The sequence below is a fragment of the Ruegeria sp. CDSC054 genome, assembly GCF_059610645.1.
Genome location: NZ_JBXWOA010000014.1, coordinates 1 through 25,137, shown reverse-complemented (window position 1 = coordinate 25,137; position 25,137 = coordinate 1). Strand labels below are relative to the sequence as shown.

The 25,137-nt window shown below is 56.2% G+C and carries 28 protein-coding genes and 1 tRNA gene; 13 read left to right on the top strand and 16 right to left on the bottom strand.

Annotated elements, in window-relative coordinates:
* Nucleotides 1-31: 31 nt before the first annotated feature.
* Nucleotides 32-346: a DUF1244 domain-containing protein gene (locus tag AC2FGC_RS20120; protein WP_496726997.1), complete on the top strand. Its 315-nt coding sequence runs from the start codon at nt 32-34 to the stop codon at nt 344-346.
* Between the two features lie 43 nt (nt 347-389).
* Here the strand turns inward: AC2FGC_RS20120 and AC2FGC_RS20115 are convergent, their stop codons facing one another.
* The 3 genes from AC2FGC_RS20115 to dgcN form a co-directional block, all read right to left on the bottom strand.
* Nucleotides 390-1,250, bottom strand: a complete 861-nt coding sequence (locus AC2FGC_RS20115) for a D-amino-acid transaminase (protein ID WP_496726996.1) — start codon at nt 1,248-1,250, stop codon at nt 390-392.
* Nucleotides 1,251-1,261: 11 nt separating this feature from the next.
* Entirely contained in the window at nt 1,262-2,227 is a 966-nt protein-coding gene (gene dgcA / locus AC2FGC_RS20110) for an N-acetyl-D-Glu racemase DgcA (RefSeq protein WP_496726995.1), read from the bottom strand.
* 74 nt (nt 2,228-2,301) lie between these two features.
* Complete coding sequence (gene dgcN / locus AC2FGC_RS20105) at nt 2,302-3,303, bottom strand: N-acetyltransferase DgcN (protein ID WP_108861347.1); 1,002 nt, start codon at nt 3,301-3,303, stop codon at nt 2,302-2,304.
* Between the two features lie 295 nt (nt 3,304-3,598).
* Here dgcN and AC2FGC_RS20100 point away from each other — a divergent pair, with 295 nt between their 5' ends.
* On the top strand, nt 3,599-4,558 hold the full coding sequence (locus AC2FGC_RS20100; RefSeq protein ID WP_496726994.1) for an L-malyl-CoA/beta-methylmalyl-CoA lyase: 960 nt from the start codon (nt 3,599-3,601) through the stop codon (nt 4,556-4,558).
* 41 nt (nt 4,559-4,599) lie between these two features.
* On the opposite strand, the gene AC2FGC_RS20095 is transcribed toward AC2FGC_RS20100, so the two are convergent.
* A complete protein-coding gene (locus AC2FGC_RS20095) occupies nt 4,600-5,175 on the bottom strand; it encodes a PA14 domain-containing protein (RefSeq protein WP_109312215.1) in 576 nt (191 codons plus the stop codon).
* A gap of 115 nt (nt 5,176-5,290) precedes the next feature.
* Entirely contained in the window at nt 5,291-5,743 is a 453-nt protein-coding gene (locus AC2FGC_RS20090; RefSeq protein ID WP_496726993.1) for an Lrp/AsnC family transcriptional regulator, read from the bottom strand.
* A gap of 73 nt (nt 5,744-5,816) precedes the next feature.
* Between AC2FGC_RS20090 and AC2FGC_RS20085 the strand changes: the two genes are divergently transcribed.
* The 3 genes from AC2FGC_RS20085 (at nt 5,817) to AC2FGC_RS20075 (ending at nt 8,397) form a co-directional block, all read left to right on the top strand.
* Entirely contained in the window at nt 5,817-6,413 is a 597-nt protein-coding gene (locus tag AC2FGC_RS20085) for a LysE family translocator (RefSeq protein ID WP_109312213.1), read from the top strand.
* Between the two features lie 236 nt (nt 6,414-6,649).
* Nucleotides 6,650-7,333 carry a hypothetical protein gene (locus AC2FGC_RS20080; protein WP_496726992.1) on the top strand — a complete coding sequence of 228 codons (684 nt, stop codon included), beginning with the start codon at nt 6,650-6,652 and terminating at the stop codon, nt 7,331-7,333.
* Between the two features lie 101 nt (nt 7,334-7,434).
* Nucleotides 7,435-8,397, top strand: a complete 963-nt coding sequence (locus AC2FGC_RS20075; protein ID WP_108861352.1) for an acetyl-CoA carboxylase carboxyltransferase subunit alpha — start codon at nt 7,435-7,437, stop codon at nt 8,395-8,397.
* Between the two features lie 4 nt (nt 8,398-8,401).
* Here the strand turns inward: AC2FGC_RS20075 and AC2FGC_RS20070 are convergent, their stop codons facing one another.
* From AC2FGC_RS20070 to AC2FGC_RS20060, 3 genes are all read right to left on the bottom strand, one after another.
* Nucleotides 8,402-9,529: a lytic murein transglycosylase gene (locus AC2FGC_RS20070; RefSeq protein WP_496767294.1), complete on the bottom strand. Its 1,128-nt coding sequence runs from the start codon at nt 9,527-9,529 to the stop codon at nt 8,402-8,404.
* 111 nt (nt 9,530-9,640) lie between these two features.
* A complete protein-coding gene (locus tag AC2FGC_RS20065) occupies nt 9,641-10,288 on the bottom strand; it encodes a GntR family transcriptional regulator (protein WP_496726990.1) in 648 nt (215 codons plus the stop codon).
* 30 nt (nt 10,289-10,318) lie between these two features.
* Entirely contained in the window at nt 10,319-11,014 is a 696-nt protein-coding gene (locus tag AC2FGC_RS20060; protein ID WP_496726989.1) for a M48 family metallopeptidase, read from the bottom strand.
* 100 nt (nt 11,015-11,114) lie between these two features.
* Between AC2FGC_RS20060 and AC2FGC_RS20055 the strand changes: the two genes are divergently transcribed.
* The 7 genes from AC2FGC_RS20055 to AC2FGC_RS20025 all read left to right on the top strand — a co-directional run bounded on the left by AC2FGC_RS20055 (nt 11,115) and on the right by AC2FGC_RS20025 (nt 16,944).
* Nucleotides 11,115-11,441, top strand: a complete 327-nt coding sequence (locus AC2FGC_RS20055) for a TIGR02300 family protein (protein ID WP_496726988.1) — start codon at nt 11,115-11,117, stop codon at nt 11,439-11,441.
* Nucleotides 11,442-11,583: 142 nt separating this feature from the next.
* A tRNA-Ala gene (locus AC2FGC_RS20050) sits at nt 11,584-11,659 on the top strand.
* Between the two features lie 155 nt (nt 11,660-11,814).
* The gene (locus tag AC2FGC_RS20045) at nt 11,815-13,029 is read left to right on the top strand and encodes a tyrosine-type recombinase/integrase (RefSeq protein ID WP_282169963.1); all 1,215 of its coding nucleotides are present in this window, start codon (nt 11,815-11,817) and stop codon (nt 13,027-13,029) included.
* Nucleotides 13,026-13,541, top strand: a complete 516-nt coding sequence (locus tag AC2FGC_RS20040) for a hypothetical protein (RefSeq protein ID WP_496707281.1) — start codon at nt 13,026-13,028, stop codon at nt 13,539-13,541. The genes AC2FGC_RS20045 and AC2FGC_RS20040 overlap by 4 nt, the downstream gene beginning before the upstream one ends.
* Nucleotides 13,542-13,625: 84 nt before the next feature.
* Nucleotides 13,626-13,991 carry a helix-turn-helix transcriptional regulator gene (locus tag AC2FGC_RS20035; protein WP_282169965.1) on the top strand — a complete coding sequence of 122 codons (366 nt, stop codon included), beginning with the start codon at nt 13,626-13,628 and terminating at the stop codon, nt 13,989-13,991.
* Nucleotides 13,988-14,257, top strand: a complete 270-nt coding sequence (locus tag AC2FGC_RS20030) for a hypothetical protein (RefSeq protein WP_170512719.1) — start codon at nt 13,988-13,990, stop codon at nt 14,255-14,257. Before AC2FGC_RS20035 ends, AC2FGC_RS20030 begins: the two co-directional genes overlap by 4 nt.
* A gap of 146 nt (nt 14,258-14,403) precedes the next feature.
* Nucleotides 14,404-16,944, top strand: a complete 2,541-nt coding sequence (locus AC2FGC_RS20025) for a phage/plasmid primase, P4 family (RefSeq protein WP_282169966.1) — start codon at nt 14,404-14,406, stop codon at nt 16,942-16,944.
* Nucleotides 16,945-17,136: 192 nt separating this feature from the next.
* Here AC2FGC_RS20025 and AC2FGC_RS20020 read toward each other — a convergent pair whose 3' ends face one another.
* From AC2FGC_RS20020 to AC2FGC_RS19985, 8 genes are all read right to left on the bottom strand, one after another.
* A complete protein-coding gene (locus AC2FGC_RS20020) occupies nt 17,137-17,517 on the bottom strand; it encodes a hypothetical protein (RefSeq protein ID WP_282169967.1) in 381 nt (126 codons plus the stop codon).
* 249 nt (nt 17,518-17,766) lie between these two features.
* Nucleotides 17,767-18,048, bottom strand: a complete 282-nt coding sequence (locus AC2FGC_RS20015; protein ID WP_282169968.1) for a hypothetical protein — start codon at nt 18,046-18,048, stop codon at nt 17,767-17,769.
* Nucleotides 18,049-18,269: 221 nt separating this feature from the next.
* The gene (locus AC2FGC_RS20010) at nt 18,270-19,061 is read right to left on the bottom strand and encodes an SDR family NAD(P)-dependent oxidoreductase (protein WP_058277033.1); all 792 of its coding nucleotides are present in this window, start codon (nt 19,059-19,061) and stop codon (nt 18,270-18,272) included.
* Between the two features lie 21 nt (nt 19,062-19,082).
* Nucleotides 19,083-19,880, bottom strand: a complete 798-nt coding sequence (locus tag AC2FGC_RS20005) for an SDR family NAD(P)-dependent oxidoreductase (RefSeq protein ID WP_058277032.1) — start codon at nt 19,878-19,880, stop codon at nt 19,083-19,085.
* Entirely contained in the window at nt 19,877-20,695 is an 819-nt protein-coding gene (locus AC2FGC_RS20000) for an ABC transporter permease (RefSeq protein WP_282169969.1), read from the bottom strand. Before AC2FGC_RS20000 ends, AC2FGC_RS20005 begins: the two co-directional genes overlap by 4 nt.
* Nucleotides 20,696-20,704: 9 nt before the next feature.
* Nucleotides 20,705-21,556, bottom strand: coding sequence for an ABC transporter permease (locus tag AC2FGC_RS19995; RefSeq protein WP_282169970.1), 852 nt, complete (start codon nt 21,554-21,556; stop codon nt 20,705-20,707).
* 22 nt (nt 21,557-21,578) lie between these two features.
* Nucleotides 21,579-22,736 carry an ABC transporter substrate-binding protein gene (locus AC2FGC_RS19990; RefSeq protein WP_058277121.1) on the bottom strand — a complete coding sequence of 386 codons (1,158 nt, stop codon included), beginning with the start codon at nt 22,734-22,736 and terminating at the stop codon, nt 21,579-21,581.
* A gap of 38 nt (nt 22,737-22,774) precedes the next feature.
* The gene (locus tag AC2FGC_RS19985; RefSeq protein ID WP_496783272.1) at nt 22,775-23,896 is read right to left on the bottom strand and encodes an ABC transporter ATP-binding protein; all 1,122 of its coding nucleotides are present in this window, start codon (nt 23,894-23,896) and stop codon (nt 22,775-22,777) included.
* A gap of 127 nt (nt 23,897-24,023) precedes the next feature.
* Here AC2FGC_RS19985 and AC2FGC_RS19980 point away from each other — a divergent pair, with 127 nt between their 5' ends.
* Nucleotides 24,024-24,848, top strand: a complete 825-nt coding sequence (locus tag AC2FGC_RS19980) for a helix-turn-helix transcriptional regulator (RefSeq protein ID WP_282169971.1) — start codon at nt 24,024-24,026, stop codon at nt 24,846-24,848.
* The last annotated feature ends 289 nt before the right edge of the window (nt 24,849-25,137 follow it).

The window sequence follows — 25,137 nt, the reverse complement described above, 5'->3', positions numbered from 1 at the left end:
AGCACGTATTTCTGTCATCCGGAGCCAGACCATGGACAAGCAAACCGAAATAGAACTTCAGGCAGCCGCATTCCGTCGCTTGCAACAGCATCTGATGGAGGACCGCACCGATGTGCAGAACATCGACATGATGAATCTGGCCGGGTTCTGCCGCAACTGCCTGTCGCGATGGTATCAGGAAGCCGCCAATGAAAAAGGCATCGAGATGGGCAAGGATGAAGCCCGTCAAATTTTCTATGGCATGACCATGGATGAATGGAAAGCCAACTACCAGACCGACGCCAGCCCGGAGAAGCAGGCCGCCTTCAAGGTCGCGTTCGAAGAGAATGTGACGAATAAGGGCTGACGCCCAAAACGAAAGAGGCCCGCCAACCTGGCGGGCCTTTTGTTTAGATTGCGACCTTGCGGCTTTCGTCCAGATAAATCTCTCGCAAACGCTTGGCGATTGGCCCCGGCGTACCGTCGCCCAGCGTAACCCCGTCAATCTCAACCACGGGCATGACAAACGCACTGGCCGAAGTTGTAAAAGCCTCATCCGCTTCCTTCGCCTCATCAATGGTGAACAGGCGTTCTTCCACTTCCATCTGCGCCTCGGCGGCCATACGCAGGACGGCCTTGCGGGTGATGCCGTGCAGAATGTCGTTCGAAAGCGGGCGGGTGACGATCTTGCCGTCCTTTACGTAGTAGGCGTTGTTGCTGGTGCCTTCGGTCACATAGCCGTCCTCAATCAACCACGCATCGTCACAGCCTGCCTTCTTGGCCATCATCTTGCCCATCGACGGGTACAGCAGCTGAACGGTCTTGATGTCGCGGCGGCCCCAGCGGATGTCTTCGATCGAGATGATCTTGGCGCCCTTCTTGGCGGCTGGGCTATCGGCCAAGCCGGGCTTGTTTTGAGTGAACAGCACAAGGCTGGGCTTGGTATCTGCGGGCGGGAATACAAAATCGCGGTCGCCATCCGAACCGCGGCTGACCTGCAGATAGACCAGCCCTTCTTCGATGCCGTTCAGCTCTACCAGCTTGCGATGAATTTCCAGCAACTCATCCTTTGTGCAGGGCTCAGCCATCTCCAGCTCATCCAGAGACCGTTTGAGGCGTACTGCGTGACCTTCGAAATCGATCAGCTTTCCATCCAGAACACTGGTGACCTCATAGACGGCATCTGCAAACAGAAAACCACGGTCAAAGATGGATACTTTGGCCTCGGTCTCAGGCAGATATTCGCCATTTACATAAACGGTGCGGGTCATGTCTTGTCTCCTCAGCCCCAGAGGTCCGCTTTGGGCGGGTGCACTCCGGCATCATCAAAAATCAGCGGGTTGTCGCGGTCTTCGGCCAGCAGAAGCGGGCCGTCAAGGTCTGTTACCATTGCGCCCTGTGCCAACAGTGTCGCAGGTGCCATAGCCAAAGAGCTTCCGACCATGCATCCGACCATCACGCGATAGCCTTCAGCAAGCGCCTGTTCCCGCAGGGCCAGCGCCTCTGTCAGGCCGCCCGTTTTGTCGAGCTTGATGTTGACCACATCGTACTTGCCCTTGAGTGCAGGCAGGCTTGTGCGATCATGACAGGACTCATCGGCACACACCGGCACGGGGCGCTCCATCCCGATCAGCGCGTCATCTTCACCGGCGGGCAAAGGCTGCTCGACCAGGGCCACACCCAATCGCACCAGATGCGGGGCAAGGTCCGCGTAAACACCAGCGGACCAGCCTTCGTTTGCATCGACGATGATCGTGGCATCTGGTGCACCTGCGCGCACGGCCTCCAGCCGGGGCATGTCATCCGGCGTTCCCAGCTTGATCTTCAACAAGGGCCGATGCGCGTTGACGGCAGCCTGTGCCTGCATCTTTTCCGGCGTATCGAGCGACAGTGTATACGCAGTGATCTCTGGTCCCGGAACTGGCAGCCCGGCCAGATCCCAGGCGCGCTTTCCGGCGCGTTTTGCCTCCAGATCCCAAAGGGCGCAGTCCACCGCATTCCGCGCCGCGCCTGCAGGCAAAAGGTCCATCAGGCTGTCGCGGGTAAATTCAGCAGGCAAAGCTGCGATCTCGGCCTCGACCGAATCCAGCGTTTCATCATACCTGGCATAGGGCACGCATTCGCCCCACCCCTGATGGGTACCGTCAGAAATCCGAACCGTCAGCACCCTGGCCTCGGTCCGAGACCCACGCGAGATCGTAAAAACCTGCGCCAGCCGAAACATGTCACGAGAAACTTCTACCTGCACGCGCCAGCTCCTTCATCTTTTTCAAAATACTCTCGCCGAAGGCGGACAAGCCCGCCTCCGACGCGCCGCTTAGATCACAGTGCGGCCAGCGCATCCACCAGCTTACCCGAACCAAAGCGGAACGGGTCAGTCGCAGGCAGGCCCATTTCCGCCTCAACCTTGGCCAGGTATGCGGTGGCGTCCTCTTCGGACATATGCTGGGTGTTAACCGAAACCCCAACGACCTCACATGCCGGATTCGCGACCTTTGCCAGTGCCAGCGCCGTGTCGCGCAGCGCTTCCAGTGTCGGCAACTGATAGGTCGGCAGCCCGCGCATATGCTCTCGGGTCGGTTCGTGGCTCAGGATCAGCGCATCGGGCTGGCCGCCGTGGATCAGCGCCATGGTCACACCGGAATAAGACACGTGGAACAGCGACCCCTGCCCTTCGATCAGATCCCAGTGGTCATCATCATTGTCAGGTGTCAGCCATTCGACCGAACCCGCCATGAAATCCGCGATGACCGCGTCCAATGGCACGCCGTCCCCGGTGATCAGGATGCCGGTCTGACCGGTTGCGCGGAAGGTCGACTTCATGCCGCGCTCGCGCATTTCGGCATCCATTGCCATCGCAGTATACATCTTACCGACCGAGCAATCGGTGCCAACGGCCAGGCAGCGCTTACCTTTGCGCTTGATACCATTTGCAATCGGATACTCGACCGATGGCACACGAACATCGTGCAGCTTGCGGCCAGTGGCCTCGGCAACGGCAACCAGATCGGGTTCGTCACACAACAGGTTGTGCAGGCCCGAGGCGAGGTCAAATCCTTCCTCGAGCGCCATCACCAGAACTTTCTTCCATTCCTGGCTGATCACGCCGCCACGGTTGGCCACGCCGATGACCAGCGTCTTGGCGCCGGCTTCTTTCGCTTCGGTCAGGGACATGTCGGTCAGGCCCAAATCAGCCTTACAACCTTCCATACGGTACTGGCCGACGGCATTTTCAGGACGCCAGTCCTTAATGCCAACTGCCACTTTGGCCGCCAATTGGTCGGGCGCATCGCCCAAAAACAGCAGGTACGGTGTCTCGATCATTGCGGTTCACTCCTTTGATTCTGGCGCAATCTAGGGGACGATTTCCACGAGTGTTTCGCGTTTTCGCCTGACAACGCCCCGTCACGTGGGAAATTTTTGCGCCATTCCTTTAAGTGGCGCACTAATTTTTCAAGTTTTTAAAGCGATTAAACTTTAATCGCTGTTTTGACCCAGCATTGCGGCAATTGCTGCGATTGCATTGCCGCACCTGCACAAAGATGCTTGCTATGGCTTGCGCAATTTAATACCTCATGAGGCAAGAAAATCGTAATTTCCTTTCTCGCACGAGGTCCAGATGAGCTTTCGCATCCAACCCGCCGCCCCCGCGCGCCCCAACCGTTGCCAGTTGTTCGGACCGGGATCAAACACCAAGCTGTTCCCGAAAATGGCCGCGTCGGCCGCTGACGTAATCAACCTCGACCTTGAGGACTCGGTCGCGCCGTCGGACAAGGACGCCGCGCGCGCAAATGTGATCGAAGCGCTGAACACCGTCGATTGGGGCAACAAATACATGTCCGTGCGCATCAACGGGCTGGACACGCCCTATTGGTACCGCGATGTGGTGGACCTGCTGGAACAGGCCGGCGACCGGCTGGATCAGATCATGATCCCCAAGGTCGGCTGCGCGGCAGATGTCTACGCCGTAGACGCGCTGGTCACCGCCATCGAGCGCGCCAAGGGCCGTACAAAGCCCGTCAGCTTTGAGGTCATCATCGAATCTGCGGCTGGCGTTGCGCATGTCGAAGAGATCGCGGCCTCGTCTCCACGCATGCAAGCGATGAGCCTGGGTGCAGCAGATTTTGCAGCCTCGATGGGGATGCAGACCACCGGTATCGGCGGCACGCAAGAAAACTATTACATGCTGCGCGAAGGCGAAAAGCATTGGTCCGATCCGTGGCATTGGGCGCAGGCTGCCATTGTTGCGGCATGCCGGACACATGGCGTTCTGCCCGTGGACGGACCCTTTGGCGACTTCTCAGACGACGAAGGTTACATCGCGCAAGCGAAACGTTCGGCTACCTTGGGCATGGTTGGTAAATGGGCGATCCACCCCAAGCAGATCGCGTTGGCCAACCTGGTCTTCACCCCGTCGGACGAAGCCGTGTCCGAGGCACGCGAAATCCTGGCTGCGATGGAGCAGGCCAAAGCCAATGGCGAAGGCGCAACTGTTTACAAAGGCCGTCTGGTCGACATCGCCTCGATCAAACAGGCCGAGGTGATCGTGGCGCAGGCCGAATTGATCGCCGCGAGCTGATCTAATTGAATAAGGCGCCCTTAGGGGCGCCTTATTGGGGCCTACCGGCCAAAGACGTCGTTAGGCGTCCATGTAAAACGCTCACCCTTTTTTCCTGACTTCATCATCAGGCAAGATGTACCGAGCTTCTGAAAATAGATTATCTTCAGCGGATACCAGCCCGCCTTCGGCACCTCTACTTCAGTTCGTTGATTGGCCTCACACCCCTGAATACTATTGACTTTGCCGATCTGCTGCCCGCCGACCCAGGCATCGATTCCATCGTTTGACCATGTCTCCAACTCGTAAACGCCCGGTGAGTCAAAGCGCATGTAACCGGTGATTTCTGCAGCGACATTATAGTGGTGGTCGAATGTCAAAACATCCTCGCCCTCGTTTGTATCCCTATAATCCAAACCGATCAGCGGCTGCCCCGGCTGGGCCTTAGGCAATAACTGCTTGGCATGAGTGAGATTGCGGATTTTGCGCTGAGTACCAGTTCCCACATATTTTACATTCAATCCCGCTTTTGGACTGGGTTGCGGACTGGCGGGCTGCAATTTGAGCGGCGCGGCCACTGCTGAACTGGCGATAAACGCCGCAGCTGCTATCAGCGCTCCAATGCGAACAAATTTCATTATCTTCTCCCTGTGTGTGGCCTGTTGGGGTTGTTCCCCTTCGATCAGGTCCTTGAGAAGACACTAGGCTGTGAAAATTCACCCGGCAAGCCGGTTGAAGATCACAATTCCAACGTCAGGCGCGCATATCTTTGGGCGAATCCATCACCACATAAGACGTGATCGACGTCACATGCGGCAGTGTTCCCAGAACTTCGGTGTGGAATGTCTTGTACGACGGTAAGTCCGCGCATTCCACGCGCAACAGGTATTCGATGGTCCCCGTTATATTGTGGCATTCGACCACTTCCGGCACACGTTGAAGGGCGCGTTCGAACCCTTCCTGTGCGGCTTTGGTGTGTTCACCCAGCCCAACGCCGATATAGGCGACGAATCCGACACCAATCTCGGTTGGGTTCAGGACTGCGCGGTAGCCCGAGATTACACCCGAATGCTCCAGCTCCTGCACGCGGCGCAGGCAGGCAGAAGGAGACAATCCCACCCGGTCCGCCAGATCCAGATTACTGATGCGGCCGTCTTGCGAAAGTTCTCGCAATATTTGCTGATTTATGTGGTCAATTTTCGCCATTGATTGTGATATTAACGAGATCGCGCATTAAAACGCAATTTCATTTGTTCGGTTTGCAGCAATTATCCAACTTATGACCTACGATATCCTTCTGGCCCTGATCGCCTTTGCTTTTGTCTCGTCCATTACACCTGGACCCAACAACCTGATGCTGATGGCGTCTGGGGCCAATTTCGGATTTCGCAAGAGCATCCCGCACATGCTGGGGATCGGGCTTGGGTTTACCTTCATGGTGCTATTGGTCGGCACCGGGCTGGTGCAGCTATTCGACAGATATCCGATCAGCTACACGGTGCTGAAATTCGCCTCTGTTGCATATCTTCTGTTCCTTGCTTGGAAAATCGCACATGCCGCCCCGGCGAAGGGGCAAAACACGACAGGCACGCCGATGACATTCCTGCAGGCAGCAGCCTTTCAGTGGGTCAACCCAAAGGCCTGGGCCATGGCCCTGACAGCCACAACCGCCTACACACCTGATCAGACCCTTCAGGCGATCATTGTGGTGGCCCTTGTTTTCGGAGCAGTCAACCTGCCCTCGGTCAGCACATGGACCGTTTTGGGTCAGCAAATGGCGCGCATCCTGACGAACCCACGCCGGTTGATGGTGTTCAACTGGACAATGGCGGCTTTGCTCGTCGGCTCGCTCTACCCGGTTCTATACCCGAACTGAGCAATTTCAGCGGCAGGTTTTCAGTCAGATTATCATGAACGTGGGCCAAAACACGCAGAACGCGGCCTTCATAACGGGTCGTCATCAGCATCCTTTCTATTTGCCCGCCTAGGGATGCATATTCTGCGGCCACATATCTTGCTGAATTCAAATCGGAATACACAGGTAAGAATGTTACACTGGGCGTATAACTCACGAGACCAATAGATTTTTCAACATGGTAAATGAGGACCGATATGAACAATCCATCTCGCCCGCTCCGCCAAATTCTGTTTGCCGCCATCCTTGCCGCAATACCGGCTATTGCGCAGGCCGATGACGTCCAGACACAAACCATGATTTCTGAACGTGTCAGCCAGCATAACCCGGCGCCCGAAGCCTATATCAAGGATCGCCCAATCCTGGGTTGGCAGCTGACCAGCGATGACTTCGACGCCATCCCCGACGCGATACGCGAAAACCTCGGTTCGGTTGATGGCACCAGTTACGATCAGGCTTACCTGACCGAGAACACCGGCTCGATCATTGCGCTGCAGTTCCGCAAGGATGGCCCAGACTTCTACATCATCGGCAAAAGCACGTTTGACGAGGCCTACGAGCTGGTTTCGCTGGACAGTGTTGCCGCCAAGAATACGCGCCTGATCGAACGGCTGGACATGGCCCCTGAGGTCAAGGCGATGTTCGAAGATCAGGCGCCCGGCATTGTTGGCGCGCTCAAGACAACACCGGTTGATATGCTGCGCCTGTCTGATCTGGGATATGCAAAAAGCGATGCTCTGACCATTCAGGCCCCATGGGGCGAACAGACCAAACCCGAAGGCGCGGACGCATTTCTGGTCTGGGACAGCGGCGAGAACCAGTACTACATGGTGAACGCTGACGACGACGGCCTTCCGACCAGCTACGTACCTGTGAAGTGACCCATACCGGCGCGGCCCTTGATCGGGGCGCGCTTTACCTTGTGTTGCATTCCTCTGACAGCAAGTTCATATAGCAATGAACTTCCGCGTTGAGAGGCGTCATGACCCAGTATCTGGATTTCGAAAAACCCCTGGCCGAGATCGAAGGCAAGGCCGAGGAACTGCGCGCGCTGGCCCGTGCCAACGAAGAGATGGACGTGGCCGAAGAAGCCGCTGCGCTGGACGCCAAGGCTGCCAAGCTGCTGGACGAGCTTTACGGTGACCTCACTCCGTGGCGAAAATGTCAGGTCGCGCGTCACCCTGAACGCCCCCATTGCCAGGATTACGTGGCAGAACTGTTTACCGAATTCACACCGCTAGCGGGTGATCGCAACTTTGCTGACGATCTGGCTGTGATCGGTGGCCTGGCCCGTTTCGACGACCAGCCCGTCATGGTGATCGGGCACGAAAAAGGCTCGGACACCAAATCTCGGATCGAACGGAATTTCGGCATGGCCCGCCCTGAAGGTTATCGCAAGGCCGTACGCCTGATGGAAATGGCTGGACGTTTCGGTCTGCCCGTCATCACTCTGATCGACACGGCCGGTGCATATCCGGGCAAAGGTGCCGAGGAACGCGGCCAGTCCGAGGCCATCGCGCGGTCGACCGAAATGTGCTTGAAGATCGGCGTGCCTTTGGTGTCTGTGATCATCGGCGAAGGTGGTTCAGGCGGCGCAGTAGCGTTTGCCACGGCAAACCGGGTCGCGATGCTGGAACATTCGGTCTATTCGGTAATCTCACCTGAAGGCTGTGCGTCGATCCTGTGGAAGGATTCGGAAAAGATGCGTGAGGCCGCCGAAGCGCTACGGCTGACTGCTCAAGACCTGCAAAAGCTGGGCGTCTGTGATCACATCATCACCGAACCCAAGGGCGGCGCGCATCGCGACCGCGCCGCAACGGTCGACTCTGTACGAGGTGCCATTGCTGCTATGCTGAAAGAGCTGGATGGCAAGGATGCGGCAGCCCTGATCAAGGACCGCCGCCAAAAATTCCTGGATATCGGCTCGAAAGGGCTGGCGGCGTAATCCGTCAGCCGCCGAGCTGACGCAACAAAGCCGCTGAAGGTTCACCGGTTACGGCCAAACCACTGGCGCGTTGATACGCGCTGATGGCGGATTTCGTATTGTTGCCGATAACCCCATCCGCGCCCTGGGTGTCGTACCCTGCGGATGTCAGTCGGCGCTGCAGCTCTTTGCGATCCTCAAGCGTCAACCCGGTCGCATCGGGCCCGAACGAGGCCTGAAACGGCGCGCCACCGGCGATCCGGTCCGACAGATGCCCAACGCCGATCGCGTAGCTGTCCGAGTTGTTATAGCGCTTGATCACCTGGAAGTTGCGGAACACCGCAATCCGCGGCCCCGGCGTTTGCGGCTGCAACACCGCCACAGGCGTTCCCGAAACAGTACCTGCTTCGCCCCCCCAAGGCTGTCCGCGTACCCAGCCAGCGCGCGCCAGATATGCGGCGGTCGAGGCCAAAGAGTCCGTGGGATCCTCAGACCAGATATCCCGACGACCATCACCGGTAAAATCCACCGCGTAGGCCAAATAAGAGGTCGGGATGAACTGCGTGTGCCCCATCGCCCCGGCCCAACTGCCGGTCATGTTCGCGGGCGATGTATCGCCCTCTTGAATGATCTTCAGGGCGGCTATCAATTGCTTTTCAAAAAACGCGCCGCGACGCCCGTCATAGGCCAAGGTTGAAACCGCTGATACCACCGGCACATCCCCGCGGCGGGCTCCATACCGGCTTTCCAAGCCCCATACGGCCACGACAACCTCTTTGTCGACGCCGTATTTTGCCTCGATCGCTGACAGGGTTCCGGCATGGCGTACCAGCATCTGTTTGCCGGTTGCGATCCGTTCATCCGACGCAGCAATCGCCAGGTAGTCTTCGAGTGAGCGCTTGAATTCGACCTGATTGCGGTCCCGTTCGATCACATCCGGCAGATACCCTGCCCCCTGAAAGGCCCGGTTGATGGTGGTCTGAGAAATGCCTTGCGAGGCCGCGCGCGACTTGAACCCGGCAACCCAGGCGTCCCACCCTGCGTTGGGGACGGCCCGCATCCGCGTTGCCGGGGCGCTGGTTGGCGCGCCACCCGAACAGGCGGCCAAAAAGGTTGACCCAAGTCCAACTGAAAATAGGCGTCGATTGATCATGTCTGAAATCTGCTCTTGTTGTGATTTGGGTCAGAGTATCGCAGACCAAGTGCGCAAGCTAGTTCTGCGGTGCCTAGAAAAGGCAACCCGATCACTTCGGCGACAAGCCGCTCAATTGACCAGCATGCGCAGCCCCTGCGTCACATCTGAACGTACGGCCAGCCGCAATCCGGGCTCATCCCCCGCCTTCAACGCGGCGATGATCAGCTTGTGATAATGCGGCGGCTCTGTCCGCCGCAACCGCCCGTAAAGCGCGCGCATCGTCGGCCCCAACTGAAGCCACACGGTTTCCACAATGGCCAGCATCGCCGGAGCCTGAGCGCGCAGATACAGCGTGCGATGGAATTCTAGGTTTGATCGGATGTAACCGACAGCATCCCGTTTCGTGACCATTTCCGCGACGGTCATGTTGATGCTCTGCAACCGGTCAATCAGCGCCATGTGCGCACGGGGCAATGCACGGCTGGCCAGCTCGACTTCTAGCAGTGCACGCAGGGCTGCCAGCTCTTCGATACGGTCATTGGTCAGCTCGGGCGTGGACACCCGACCCGAAGAAGACAGAAACAACGCCCCTTCGGCCACCAGCCGCCGCACCGCTTCACGCGCAGGCGTCATTGAGACATCAAATTCCTTGCCGATGCCGCGCAGGGTCAACGCCTGCCCGGGCGCTATGTCGCCGTGCATGATACGCGAGCGCAGGGCTCGATAGACCAGATCATGAGCTGCAGGTTGGGTGTCGGTTTGGCGAGCGCTTAACATAACCCCATGTGATCACAAATTGCCGCGCGGTCAACTCGTCGCGCCATCAAATCTGTACTGATGAAGCTGCGCCCCGTTGTCGCGCAGCCAGCGCCTTTGGGCTTTGCAGTCACCAAACAGACGCTCGACCTGCGCCCAGAACGCGGGGGAATGGTTCATTTCGGCCAGATGCGCAACCTCATGTGCGGCGACATAATGAAGGATGTCCGATGGCGCGAGGATCAGGCGCCACGAAAACATCAGACCACCAGTCGAACTGCACGATCCCCAACGAGACCGCGTATCGCGCAAGGTCAGGCTGGAATAAGGTCGGCCCAGCATTGCCGCATAATCGTCGCAGGCCTCGGTCAGGCGATCCCGCGCCAGTTCCTTTAGGAACCGTGCCAATCGCCGGGCTTCGGCCCCTTTGGGGACTGCAACCTCTGCGTCCCGCAGCAGAACGCGTCGGCCCTCTGCCAGTACGATTCGCCTATCTTTGCCTTCTATGGAGATTGATTGTCCGAATCCTACGGCTGATGGGTTGGGTCGGCCCTCAAGATGCTGACGGATCCAGTCTTCCTTGACCTTGGCGAAATTCAGCGCCTCGGTTTCAGCCACACCTTTAGGGTAGGTTAGTGTAACCCGCCCATCCAATTGAGAAATCCGCAGGCTGATACGCCGTGCCCTGGCCGATTTGCGCAGCGTTAGCGGCACCGGCGGTTTTCCGGGCAATGCGTGATCCCCCATGTGCCTGTTTCTCCTGCTCAAAGGCTTTGACAGTGCCCGCTGCATGTGGCACGTGACCTGAATCATTACTACGACTCACCTGATATCAAGGGGATCTGAAATGCCCAAGGAAGAATGGGGTGTAAAGCGCGTTTGCCCGACGACCGGTAAGCGGTTTTACGACCTGAATAAGAACCCGATCGTCAGCCCCTACACCGGCGAGATCGTGGAGCTTGAAACCGGCAAGAGCCGGATGATCGCGGCAGATGCGGAAGATGCCGCATCGGCAAAAGCACGCGAAAATGCTTCAGAAGAAGATCTGGTTCTGGACGATGACGAAAATGTCGACGTCGAACTGGACGATGATCTGTTGGACGATGATGATGACAGCAACGACGACGTTTCGCTGGAAGAGATCACCGACATGCCGTCGGAAGACGACAGCTAAAACCTGTCCGGGGCGGCCCCTGCGCCGCCTCAGACGATCCTCGGATGCGAGGCAGAAACTTTTCCGCAAAGTCCATTTTTGGACTTGCACTCATTGTCGCTGTCTCATAAATGTCCGCCCACCGCAGCCGCGGTACCATGATGGGGCCTTAGCTCAGTTGGGAGAGCGCTTGCATGGCATGCAAGAGGTCAGGGGTTCGACTCCCCTAGGCTCCACCATTTTTCTCCTCAGTTCGAATTCACTCGCAGTCACACGGCTTTGTAAATAAGGCTTTTGACGTGCCAGTCTTTCTCACCCCCAAGGAAACTTGGGCTCTGCCAGAATACCCATTGTGGGGGTCTGTGTGGGGTTCGCCAGTGAGAAAGTATGCAAGATGACCAAACTTACAGACAAACAAATCAAGGCTGCGAAACCCGGCTACAAGAAGATCAAGCTGGCAGATGGCGGTGGCCTGACGCTGATCGTTCACCCGAAAGGCGGCAGGACATGGGTCTGGCGCTATAGGGTCGATGGTAAGCAGCGTGAGATGAGCTTGGGCTCCTATCCCTCTGTCGGCCTCAAGGACGCGCGCCAGCGCGTCGAGGCGCAGAGGAACTTGCTTGACACCAATATCAACCCCGACGTGGCGGAGATGCGCGCAGGGGTACAGGCTCGGTCAGGTCTGACGGACACCACCTTCGCCGGTGTCGCACGCGCATGGCTGGCAGAGGAGCGTCCACACTGGGCAGAGAAGACTTATGTCCGCGCCCGCAACCGGATCGAAAAGGATGCCATCCCTCTGTTGGGGGCTGTAGTGGTCGCGGATATCACGGCAGTCGATATCAAGGCCGTTGCGCTCAAGATCGCGGATCGTGGATCGCATGAGACTGCACGCCGGGTCATTCGCATCCTGCGGCAAGTTCTAGGCTATGCGGAGGCCGAAGGCTTGATCTCTGTCGTGCCGGGAGCAAACGTGATCGACAGGTTCAAGCCCCAGCCGAAGAAGCACCACCCAGCCATCGTTGAGCCAGAACGTCTGGCGCTGTTTCTGCAGGCGCTGGACGCTTGGCCGCATCACACTTTGGGCAAACCTCTGGTGCAGATTATCGCACATACAGGTCAGAGGGCCGGTGAGGTGCGCAAAATGCGATGGGCGGACATCAACATGGGCGAGCGGGTCTGGAACAACCCTGTCACCAAGACAGGTATCACGCTCGCCATACCCCTGACGGACGCGGTGATCAAAATCCTCAACGAGATGTACAAGCTCAATGGCCACCGCGAGTACGTATTCGCCAGCGAGAACGGACCTGTTTCTGAACCGGCCACAATGAACATGATCCGCAGGATCGGGTTTGATGGAGAGACCGACGCACATGGCCTGCGGGCAACGCTGCGCACATTGGTGACCGAGCATCTCGGGTTCGACGAGAAACTGGCAGAGGCACAGTTATCCCACGCATCGAAGGAACAGCATGGCCGCGCATATGACCGCACATCGTTCCTCGCCCAGCGCCGCGTTATGATGGAAGCTTATTCGCAGTTTCTGGTTCAGCTTCAGGAGGGCGGTGCTATCGTGGTGCCGTTGATTGCGGGGGCAAAGTTGTGAGTGACACGGTATTAAAAGATTTCGACTGGTTGCGTGGACGTTTAAACGAGCGCGTGAAATCTGGCGAATGGTCCTACGTTCTCGACTTGCATGACATTCTGGATGTTTTGCGCGAGCAGGAAGAAATAGTGTCACCAGCGCTGGACAAGCACCTGAGAGATCGCACAACTGCAATGCACAAAGCGAATGCTGGCAATGCTGCGAAAGACCCGATGGAAATCGGTTTTCAAGGCGGCGTTGCGGGTGGCGTCATGTACCTGATCGATCAGCAAGGCTATAACGTGGAAAAAGCGCGAACTCTGATTGCAAATGTAATGCAGATTGATCGTGACGATGTAGTCAAGTGGCATAAAGCCACGCTGAAAGCTCCAGATATCAGTGATCAGAACTACCGCCTCAATCTGAACTTTGCCGCGCAGGAAATGATCCGGAAACTCACTGAAAGAGTGTCTCGAATACACAACCAAATGACGGTTGAAGACGTCATTCTTGGGGTGTTCTCACCCACCTGATCAGGGGGGTAAATTAGAACGTTTGTTCTTACCCCCCTGCTTTCATTATCTGAATTGCCAGTATCTTTTTGTAGGAGGCTAGCAATGTCAGATCACATCGAAGTGCCCGTTCCACACCGTCTTTATGATCAGCGGTATCTGGCGGCGCTGCTCGGTCTCAGCGACGACGAGTTCTATCTGTTGGACCACTGGCGCGAGTACCATCTCGGCCCGAAATTCATGAACCTTCCCACGGGACAAATCCGGTATCTCGGCAGCGACATCACCAATTGGATAGAAGCTGGTGGCGATCACGATCCCCGTGACATCATTCGTAGCTACGAAGGCCTTGAGGCCAAGAAGGCAGAGAAGCTGGGCCAGGAAATGATGGAGAAAGGTTTTTTCAAGCGGTCACGGGCTGCAATTGAAAAAGCCAATGGCGAAGAACCTCAGACGCAGGCGTCCGCATGAGTGTCGCCCGTATGCCTATCCACCCCGACAGCTTCCCGAAAACAGGGAACGTCACACTGAAACAGCTTTCCACCCACAGCGGTGCGTTGGGCATGTTCCCCGGATCGCCAAGCACGTGGTTGCGTATGGTGGACAGCGGCGATGCGCCGGAACCCATCCAGATTGGTCGCCAGCATTTTTGGCGCGCTGAACATGTCCGCGCAATTGCGGCGGGTATCGACTGGCGGCTTGTGAAGATCGACACGCCCGATCTGGCAGCGGAATAGGAATGGAGAAACCCCGCCGCACGGAGAGCGCAACGGGGCCAGTGATGATTGTTGCTCTCCCTAGACCAAGGAAAGGAACAAAGTATGCAGGCAAAATCTGCAGCATACCGGACCGAAACACAGCGGTGGCGGTCATGAGGGGACCAATGAAAAATTTGACCGAGCGTCTCCGCATCGTCGAGGAATCACACGCGGACAAAATCCTCGCCGCCATTGGTGCCAAACCACAAACTGGAAAAAAGCATCAGCGCTGCCCGTTTCCTGACCATGAAGATAAGAACCCTTCATTTCGCTACGATGCAGACGCTAATCGTATTTTTTGCACGTGCCTGCCCGAAAAAGGGGTTTCGCTGACCGATGCGCTAATGAAGGTACGAGGCCTTGCCGACTTCAACGCTGCTGTACGCGAGATTGAAGCCGTAACTGGCGAAAAGGTTTTTGAAGGACGGCGGAAGCAGAAGCAATCGGAACCGGGAGAACAGGCGGCCTCGGAGAACCGTGAAGAAACTGATGAACAAGCCGTGCAGCGAGAAGCGGAGGAAAGAGCACGCTCCGGCGCGGCATCTGATGAAAAGGCTGCTAAGATCGCATGGGTGCAGGAGCAGGTTGCGAAGACACGTCCTTTAGCCGGCTCACCCGGCGAAGAATACTTGCGCAATATCCGTGGATTGGTTGGGATCGATCTTGAACACGACGCTTTGCGATATGCTCCAGATTTCCAATGCAAACCGGGTGGTAAGAAAAACCCGGCTCTAGTGGCGGTGGCTACGGATGACGATGGAAATATTGTTGGCATGCAGGGCACAATCCTGAACCGCAATGGGCAACCGATACGCGACGAGAACGGCAAGAAGACCAAACTGAGCGCAGGCTACATCGGGGATGGTTCAGTTCGGATCAAAAACAAACTGGGTACAGGCACAATTGCGATCGCCGAAGGTATCGAAACCGGATTAACCCGATTGTTTGCTGGGCCAGCAGAGATCAGGGTGTGCCTCGGGTCCATCCGCCCCGAAACGATAGGAGCAAACGCCGGTCGGATTGAGATCATTGCCGACAGCGACAAAGCGCAGGACTGCCGCCAGATCGCGCGTGAATTGGCGGCAGAAAACCCAAATGCACGGGTCCATGTCGTCACAGTACCGTCAAACCTTGGTGAAAAGGCCGATTTGAACGATCTGCTCCAGGATATGGGACGTCGGGCTGTTGCCGCCGCCGTGGATGATGCCGACCGCATCCACGCGCGGCAGCGAAGGTCCAACGTTGAGCAGCTGCTCCGCGGTAGCGACGAAGAGATTGCCGATCGTGTGCTGGAAAACCTAGAAGATCTCTTTGGTCGCATTGTCATCACTGAGGGCACAGTTTGGATTTACGATGGCAAGCTTTGGACTGCTCTCAACGACAATCGGCTTACGCGTGCCATCGCGCGCTTTGACGGTGCCACTTACCCTACGCCGTCCAACGGCATTGGCGAGGTCAAGATCACGTCCAGTAAGGCGCAGAGTGTCAAGTCGCTTCTCATGTCCAAACGCGATGACAATGGGTTTTTTGAAGGTGCGCCTGTTGGCATCACCTGTGAAAGCGGGTTCGTTTTGTTCGAACAAGACGTTGCAACAGGTGAATATGTCCCACGGCTCGAACCACATGCTCGCAAGCACCGGGCTCGGCATGCCGTACGTGGTGTATGGCCAGTGCAGGATGCTGAGAAGCGACTTTTGGGAAGCGACGTGATGAAGCTGCTCACGGGTTTGTTCTCAGCTAAAACGACTTTGAGGCGGCTGCAGCACGAGGCTCCAAACCTTGAGTTCGACTTGGACAGGGCTGAACAAGACAAAAGCGCGCGGATTGAGCTGATCCTGCAGACAGCCGCCGCAGCGGCACTTGGTATCGGCACGCAAATGAAACACCCGCAGGCCCTTATTTGGATTGGGCCGGGCGGCGCAGGAAAAAGTACCACGCGCAAGGTCATCTCATCATTGATCGCAGCGGATGCACTTCAGTCGGTGCCGCCAGCCAAGATGGGACAAGACTACTTCGTCTCAGTTTTGCGCGGGTGCGCGCTGAACGTTGCGGAGGAGACGTCGGATCGTGATCTTTCAGGCGACGCGCTAAAAAAGGTCATCACCGGGGACATCTGTCATGCCCGGCTGCCATACGGCATACCGTTCTATTTCAGTCCCAAGGCGCAGCATGTGTTCATCTGCAATGAGCTGCCCGCATTTAGCGGGGGGATCGACAGCGGCGTTGAGCGCCGCTTCAAGGTTCTGGTCTTCGACAAAGCGTATTCTGAAGAGCAGGCCGACGAGGGATTGGCAGATCGCATAATCGAATACGAGGCGGATCTTCTACTACATCTTGTCGTGGTTGCGGCTGCGGAACTTTTGACCACGCGGCGCATGGCGGATCCCATGACATCACGCATCGCCAAGGAGGCGTGGATGAGGGATGCGGACCGAGTTCGTGCGTGGGCGGCAGAAAGACTATCCATCAGGGCAAACAAGGTCGTCACCGTTGCAGACCTATATCTGGATTTTCGCCAATGGTGCGCTGCCGAAGGTGTTCCAGAAGGCCGCATCCCCGCACGTAACAGTTTCGCGCGACGCTTGCGTCAAGTAGAGCCCCGTCTCGTTCCAGGACCCAATAGCAAAGGCGCTCGGTTCGAAAATGCTATCCTCAAGACGGTCTGATTTAAGTGGGACAGCTTGTAAAGAGGCCAAACGAGCTAGGCCGGCCAGTTCTTTATGGGCGGACAAGTAATCAAACCTCCCAACTTCCCCGTCGGGCGTTTGGTTGGGAGGTTGGGAGGTTTTATGTCTCGTCCGTCGGTATATGTTCTGTTGCGCACATCAAGCATAATGCTGCTTTTCAACGTCCGACGTTCATTGCAGCGCCGCGGTGCGACCCCGCGAGAACCTCCGAGTTTCGTCCAGTGCCTGACGCATTGCTGCCAAACCAGCCCGTTCGACATACTGGTCCATCGGGTCGAGTTCATCCCAAGTGCGAGATGCGGCAGCAGGCCAGAACTGCGGATGACTGTGCCGCATTTGGCTGAGCCGCCATTCATGGTGGCAGAGTTGCGGTGTCATAGCTTCAGGATCGCTCAGGAAACGCGCAGCGACACCACAGCAGGCCTGCCACTGCCGGTCATGCACAATCGGGCTTTCCTCGCCGCTCGTTGCTGTTTGGGCTTCACAGTAGGCCATAGCGATCAAGACGATGTGCCTTGCTGCGGCAGCTTCAAGTTGGATATCTTGCTCCATGTGATTTCTCCTATTCATCATGTTGATGCGCATCCCGTTGGCTGTTGCCACCGGCGACCACCCCAAGGCGGGGTTGGTGATCACAATTTTCGTGACGCTCTGGATGCTGTTGGTTTCGCCCTGCCTTAGGCTCATCAGTGGATCGGCGCTAGACCCAGACCATTCGCACCGGTCGCAAGCATGTCTCGGGCGGTCCATACCCCGGCGGTCTTCCGCGACTTACGGGCAAGGCTCGGCAGACGAGCGTTATCATGTTTGGGGGAATTGCGGGCTGTCCGCCCGCGATTGGTATGTAATCGCTAAGTCTGTCAGCTTCAAGGAGCGGGCGGCGTAGCGCGGACAAAACAAAAAAGCGGCTACGTCGTTTAAAAAGAACAACGCCTGCTTCGCGCTCAAAATCAGCCGCTCATGCCAAGTGCAGCGAACGACCGCTTCGAGCCCAAAGCGGAAGTGCTCCATCTCTGAACCAAGCAGGCGCAACAAACTATTCGCCGAAGTCACCAGCTGCGTCGCAGAAAGAAAAGCGGCCATTCATTCAAAGCGCAGCGAACTTTGGTACGTCGATGTCTGAGTTGCGGACTTTCCCGACCTTCGGCTGAAATGCTCCAGAAGCCGCATCCGGCCCATTGCAGTCATTCGTCGTGAAAGTTCTCGCCGCATTGCGGCTCCACCGATCCAGCCATTCGCTGCGCCGCCAAAGTGATCGTGCAACTCAAAGTCCGATGGTCATGATTGTCCTATTCGCTTGGCATTTAACCTTTTGCGTACCAGCCGTTGTCAACATAGGTTGCATTGCCGTTCACAAAGCTGGCCTCATCAGATGCAAGAAAAACCACCGCCGCGGCCACTTCCTCTGGATAGCAAATGCGTCCCTGCGTTGCCGCCATCCCAGAGTCTTCCCATTCCTGTCCGGCGGCGTCCAACTCTGCTATTTCCTTGAGGCCATGCGCCGTTTCAACAAACCCAGGGCAGACCGCGTTACACCGGATGCCCGCATCGCGATATTCGGTTGAGATCGTGCGCGCCAGTTGAAGAACCGCGCCTTTTGACATGCAGTAGACTGACTCCAACGCATAGCCCAGTTCAGCCGCAATAGACGAAGTAATCACGATTGAGCCGCCGCCATTTGCGCTCATGTCCTGAACCGCACGACGGCAGGTCAGAAAGGCCGATTTCACGTTTACATCCATCAACCAGTCATATTCTTCTTCGCTGGTTTCATGCATCGCTTTGACGATGATGGTTCCTGCGTGATTGAACAGGACATTATAGGGTCCAAAGGCTTCAAGGGCAGCGTCAAAGGCAGCATTGATCTCGGCGTCCTTGGTGACATCAGCATGAAAAAATGCCGCCTCACCACCTGTGTCGCGGATCATGTCGACTGTTTTCCGACCCTCTTCATTCTTGATATCAAAGATGCTGACCTTGGCACCTTCTTCGGCAAACATCAGCGCGGTGGCCCGCCCCATTCCAGTGGCTCCCCCTGTAATCACGGCAACTTTTCCCGCGAGGCGGCCATTGGGTGTCTTGAGGCTATTGGTCATATTGGTGCTCCGTACAGAAGTTCAGATGCATTCTCCGCCATCGATGACCAGCGCATGGCCCGTCATAAAGGTGGACATGTCGGAGGCCAGAAACAGGATTGAATCGGCCATTTCTTCGGTCGTGCCCCAGCGTCCCATCGGAATGGTTTCAGACACGTAGTTTTCTAGCTTTTCGCGCCCGCCCATTTGCACTTCGAAACCGGCGTTAAACGGCGTGTCGATAAAACCCGGACACAGGGCGTTAAAACGAACATTGTGTTTGGCATAATCTGCGGCCATCTGACGGGTCATGGCGACCACTGCATGCTTGGTAGTGGCATAGGCAATCATTTCGCGGTCGTATTGCACACCCGAGTTTGACGAAGTGATGATTACACTGCCACCTCCCTGCTCGCGCATGGGACCCACCGCAGCGCGAGCCGCGATAAAATGCGACCGCACGTTCAATCGCCAGGACATGTCCAAACCTTCAACGGGCACCTGCTCAAGGTTGCCTTCAACCTGATAGCCAGCGTGAGAGTGCAGGACATCAAGGCGCCCGTAAGCTTTGACGACTCTGTCGACCTCGGCTTTGACTGCCTGATCGTCGGTGACATCTAGCCCTCTCGAGGCCGCCACCAGCCCCTCGCCATGTAAGTCTTCGACCACATGCGCAGCCTTGTCGGCGTCCAGATCTGTCACAATAACTTTGGCGCCATGACGGGCCATGGCCATTGCCCCTGCCCGGCCAATTCCTGATCCGGCGCCTGTCACCAGAACAACCTTGCCGCCGAGTATCGGAAAAGGTCGGGCCTTAAGAGATTTTTCTGCAAGGGTCATCGGGACTTTTTACCTCCGCGTTGCAGCAACAACTGGGCGGTAATCAGCAGTAACAGAGACACGCCCATCACCATCGTTCCAATCGCGTTGATTTCAGGTGTCACACCGCGTCGGATGGATGAGAACACATAGATCGGCAGCGTCGTTTCTGAGCCCGCCACAAAGAACGCGATGATGAAGTCGTCGAAGCTAAAGGTGAAGCTCAGCAAAAAACCCGCCAGGATGGCCGGAAAGATCATCGGCAATGTCACCTGTCGGAACGTTCCCATCGGCGTGGCGTAGAGATCCGAAGAGGCCTCGGTCAGCGCGCGATCCATCCCCGCGAGCCGTGCCCGTACGATAATTACCACAAGCGCCATCAGGAACATCGTGTGGGCGGCGATCAGCGAGCCGATGCCCATGCGCAGCTTTGGCGGCTTGAACCCGTCCGGCCAAATCGCCGCAATCAGCGGGTTCAGTTGGTCAAATACGGTGACCAGCCCGATCAAAGTGGCGATCCCAATTACAATGCCGGGGATCATCACCGCAACATAGATCAGCAGATCAAAGGTAGCTCGCACGGGACCACGAATGCCCTGCAGGGCGACGGCGGCCATGGTGCCAAAGACGCTGGCAAACAGCGCCGAACAAAATGCCACGATCAGGCTGGTTTCCAGCGCGTCCATCACGAACGGATTGGACAGCGCCTTGCCATACCATTTGGTTGAGAACCCCTGAAGCTGGCTCGCGTGTCGACCGGCGTTAAAGCTGAACAGGGCGATGACACCGATAGGAATGTAGAGAAAAAGGTAAACGCAGATTGCATACAGTCTCATCGCATAGCCTCACATAATCGATACGTCTTCACGGCTTGCGCCGAGGCGGCTAATCAGCCGCATGTAGATCGTGACGGTAATCAGCATGACGACCACAAGGGTGACAGCAACCGCCGACCCATAGGCCCAGTTGCGTGACTGCAGGAACAGGTCGACCAGTGCATTGCCAACAAAGAACACTTTGCCACCGCCCAGCAGAGCCGGGATCAGGTATTCGCCCATCAACAGGATAAAGACGAGCATGCAACCAGTCGCAATGCCGGGCACCGAAAGCGGGAGCGTGATCTGAAGAAAGGTCTTCCACGGCTTTGCGCCCAGATCAGACGACGCCTCGAGCAGGCGTTTGTCGAGTTTGTCGAGGCTGACATAGATTGGGAACACCATCAGCGGTAGATACCCATAGATAATCCCAACCAGCACCGCAAACGGCGTGTTGATTAGGCGTAGTCCCTCAATTCCGACCCATTCGAACAAGGCAGGTATCCCGCGTCCACCCAGCAGGAAAATCCAAGCGTAACTGCGGATCAGGATCGACGTCCAGAATGGCACGATCACCAGAACCAACAGGATGGTTTTCCACCTCGGAGTCGTTTTGACAGCGAGAAAGTAAGCCAGGGGATAGGCGATAAGCAGCGCCGCCATGGTTCCTAACGGCGCCAACGTCATCGTATTTTTGAACGCTGCCCAGCGTGCAGGAAGGTTGGTGTATTGTTCCAAAGTGAGAGCGAGCTCAACGCCACCTGACGAGGCTCGCTCTCCAAAGCTAAAGATGAAGACAACTGTTAACGGAATGATCAGCATCACGAGGAACCAAGTTCCCGCAGGTGCCAACAACAACCAGTTGCGTGTTCTATTCGTCATGTTGTCTTCACCTTAGTTCAGATCAGGCCGACTTGAACCGAGCCATCAGCTCGGCGCGGTTCGGATCGGTCAGAGTGACTGCGGCCCCGAATTCCAGTGGGCTCAAAAGCTCCTGAGCCGGGAAGATGATCGGATCATTCTTCAACTCTTCGGGCAGTTGATCATATGTTCGGGAATCTGCCGTCGGATAGCCGTGCGCCAGCACTTCTTTGACGTTAACATTCGGATCCAGCATGAAGTTGATCAACGCATAGGCCGCTGCCTTGCGCTCGGAGCTTTTGGGGATCGCCCAGTAATCGCTCCAGATTTCGCCGCCCTCTTTGCCAAGCACATAGGCGATCTCGGGTATGTCGGTGTTCAGCTGCTTGCCGTCGCCGGACCAGCAGATGGTCAACCAGGCATCCCCATTACGCATACCCGGCTGATAGTCCGACGTAATGGCAAACAGATGTGGCTTCACGTCAATCAGCAGTTTCTCGGCATCGGCCAGCTCTTTCTCGTCAACCGAATTGAACGAATAGCCAAAGGCGTTCAGGGCGCTGCCAATCGTGGTCAGCTGATAGTCGTGCACGATGGTACGACCCGAGAACTTGCCCATGGTGATATCAAAGAACTCTCGCCATGATGAAATCGCATTTCCACCATTGTGCTTAGTGTTGACGGCCATGCCGGTCGATCCCCAGTTCTTGGGAACACCATAGAGCTTACCGTTGACTGAACCTGCCTCGGCGTAGCGCGCATCAAAGGCCGACGCATCATAGTTCGGCAACATCGACGTATCCAACGGTTCGATCAGATCCTCTTTGACGTAATCTTCAAACGTGTAGTTGGTGGGCACATAGACATCCCAACCGGTGGCACCGGCCTGCAACTTGGCTAGCATTTCTTCGTTCGAGCCAAAGACGTTGACCTGCACATGTGCGCCGGTCGCCTCAGTAAAGGCGTCAAAGTTGGCCAGATCATGATAGTTCGGCCATGTAGCCAGAACCACGCGATCACCAATATCGCCAGCATATGCAGGTTGTGGGCGCAAACCGGGCACCGAGGCCCCCATCACAGCCGCTGCCGCACCAAGGCCGGTTACATTCAGGAAATGGCGCCGCGTGATTGAGCCTTTCCGGTAGCTTTCCAGCTTCTCCATGAACTCCTTCTTGGAGATATGGTCGATGGTCTTTGTCATTTTCTTTACTCCCTTTTGCATGGTTGTTGTGGACGTCGTTAATTTCGGTCGAGAATGAGCGCCGCCGATGTCTCCCACGAGACCAGGGCTTTGTCGCGGACGGCAAAAGCACCTTCGCTAAGGTCCGCCTGACGCGGAGCGAGTACGAGGAAGTCACCAAGGGTTTCGTGCGTCACCAGGTATTCAGTGTGTTCGCCAAGAAAAATTCGGTTGTGGACTTCGACCTCAAGACCTTTGCCCTGACGGCGCAGTTTCATTTGTTCAGGGCGCACGCTAACGCACACCTCCTGCCCGTCGACAAGACCATCACCGGGCATGCCCTGTATCCGCATTCCATTGTCCAGAAGCACCTCAGACAAGCCGTCCGTCGAACGCTGAAGTTTGCCATTAAAGAAGTTGGACGTGCCTACAAAATCAGCGACATAGCGAGAATTTGGGCGATCATACAACTCTTGCGGGCTACCGATCTGCACAATTCTGCCGTCCCGCATGATGCAAATGCGATCGCTCATCGATAGTGCCTCTTCCTGGTCGTGTGTCACCAGTACAAAGGTGATACCCAACTGGCGTTGCAGATCCTGCAGTTCGATCTGCATCTCCTTACGCAACTTGCGATCAAGCGCGGCCATGGGTTCGTCCAGCAACAGGAGTTTGGGCTCATTGATGATAGCGCGGGCCAGGGCCACGCGCTGTTGCTGGCCGCCTGACATCTCCCAGATCTTGCGATCCTCAAAGCCTGCCAGTTGCACCACATCAAGGGCTTTGCTCACCCGTTCCGAAATCTCTGCCTTTGGTATGCGCGGGCGGATCTGGCGTAACCCGTACCCGATATTTTGCGCCACGGTCATATGTGGGAACAATGCATATTGCTGAAACACCATGTTCACCGGACGGTGGTGCGCTTCGAGCGTGTTCACCACCTTTCCATCCAGCAACACATCCCCTTCGGTGGGGGTTTCGAAACCTGCCAGCATCCTCAAAGCTGTTGTCTTGCCGCATCCGGACGGGCCTAGAAAGGAAAGGAACTCGCCCTCGGCAATCGAAAGGTTCAAATCACTGGCGGCCAACACTTCGCCAAAGCGCTTTGTCACTCCAAGCAGTTCTGCGATCGGTTTTTTGCCAGCTGGCTCAACCTCGCCAACATATCCCCCGTTTTCCATTTATTTCTATCTTTTTCCGATTTGTTGACTACTATCTATATTGGAAAAACTGTAAGAAAAACTTGTTTCAGTGTATATACCATGTTTTTAGTATATCAATCTGAATAGCAGGGCGCGGAGGAGGATCATGAAAGCTTTGTACGAAGCAACCGGCACGCTCATTGACGCTATCGGCTCAGAGAGCTTTGCACAAACCTTGTCTGATACGCTGAGGCAGATCACCCCGTTCGATTACACTGTTGTATTTGGATATTTTGGCCAAGCCCGCCCTTTGGATTTGTATGACGATTTCCCAAAAAATAAGCGCAAGGTCTTTGTTGAGGACTATCAGGAAGGCCCATACTTGCTTGACCCATTTTATCTTGTTTGCGAGACCGATTTCGTTCCCGGACTGCATCGAATTCGCGATCTGGCACCGGACAGGTTTTTTCAGGGCGAATACTATCGCAGCTATTATGCCCGAACCGGGCTTGCGGAAGAAATGGGCTTTGTGATCCGGCTTCCTGAATCCGCCAGTGTGGTTGTTTCCGTGATGCGAGAGCAAAAGGCTTTTTCAGCCAAGGATTTCCGACAACTCAATGAGTTTTGGCCCATTGTGCAGGCGACATGCAAAAGACACTGGGACGATCTTGCCAACCGGTTTGGATCTGTTGAAGGCGAGGTAGCAGATGATGATCTTTATCAAAGCGTGGCCCTTGCTTTTACCAATTTCGGACAGGGTGCCCTGACACCAAGAGAACGCCAGGTCGTCGAATACACGCTCAAAGGTCATTCCGCAGACGCTGTGGGGCGCATCCTCGAAATTTCCCCCGGCACTGTGCGTATCCACCGAAGGAATGTTTATTCAAAACTGCAGATCCGATCTCAAGGTGAGTTGTTTTCGAAGTTCATAGATGAATTGGTTTCGGGCGGACACTCATCGTTGTCGTCCAAATCACTGAACGCTAACTGAAGCCGATCGCCTTGGAGCGTACTTGCTCCAACTTCTTTTCACGAACGGTGAAGGCGAGGCAGAGCCCCTGCAAAACATAAAAACGTCTGAGTGTTCTGTGGGGTGTGAAGAAAGCATGCTCCATATTCGAACGGGACGCCTCCTGAGGCCTCATTCATCCATCTCGAGTGACCGCTTTTCTATTTTGGCTTGCATTTCATGCGCCTGCAGCGAATGACATGGTGTGATCGCGGTGGTCGCTCTCCTTGGGCAAACGAGGCCTGATATTATCAGCCTCACCAATCAAAAG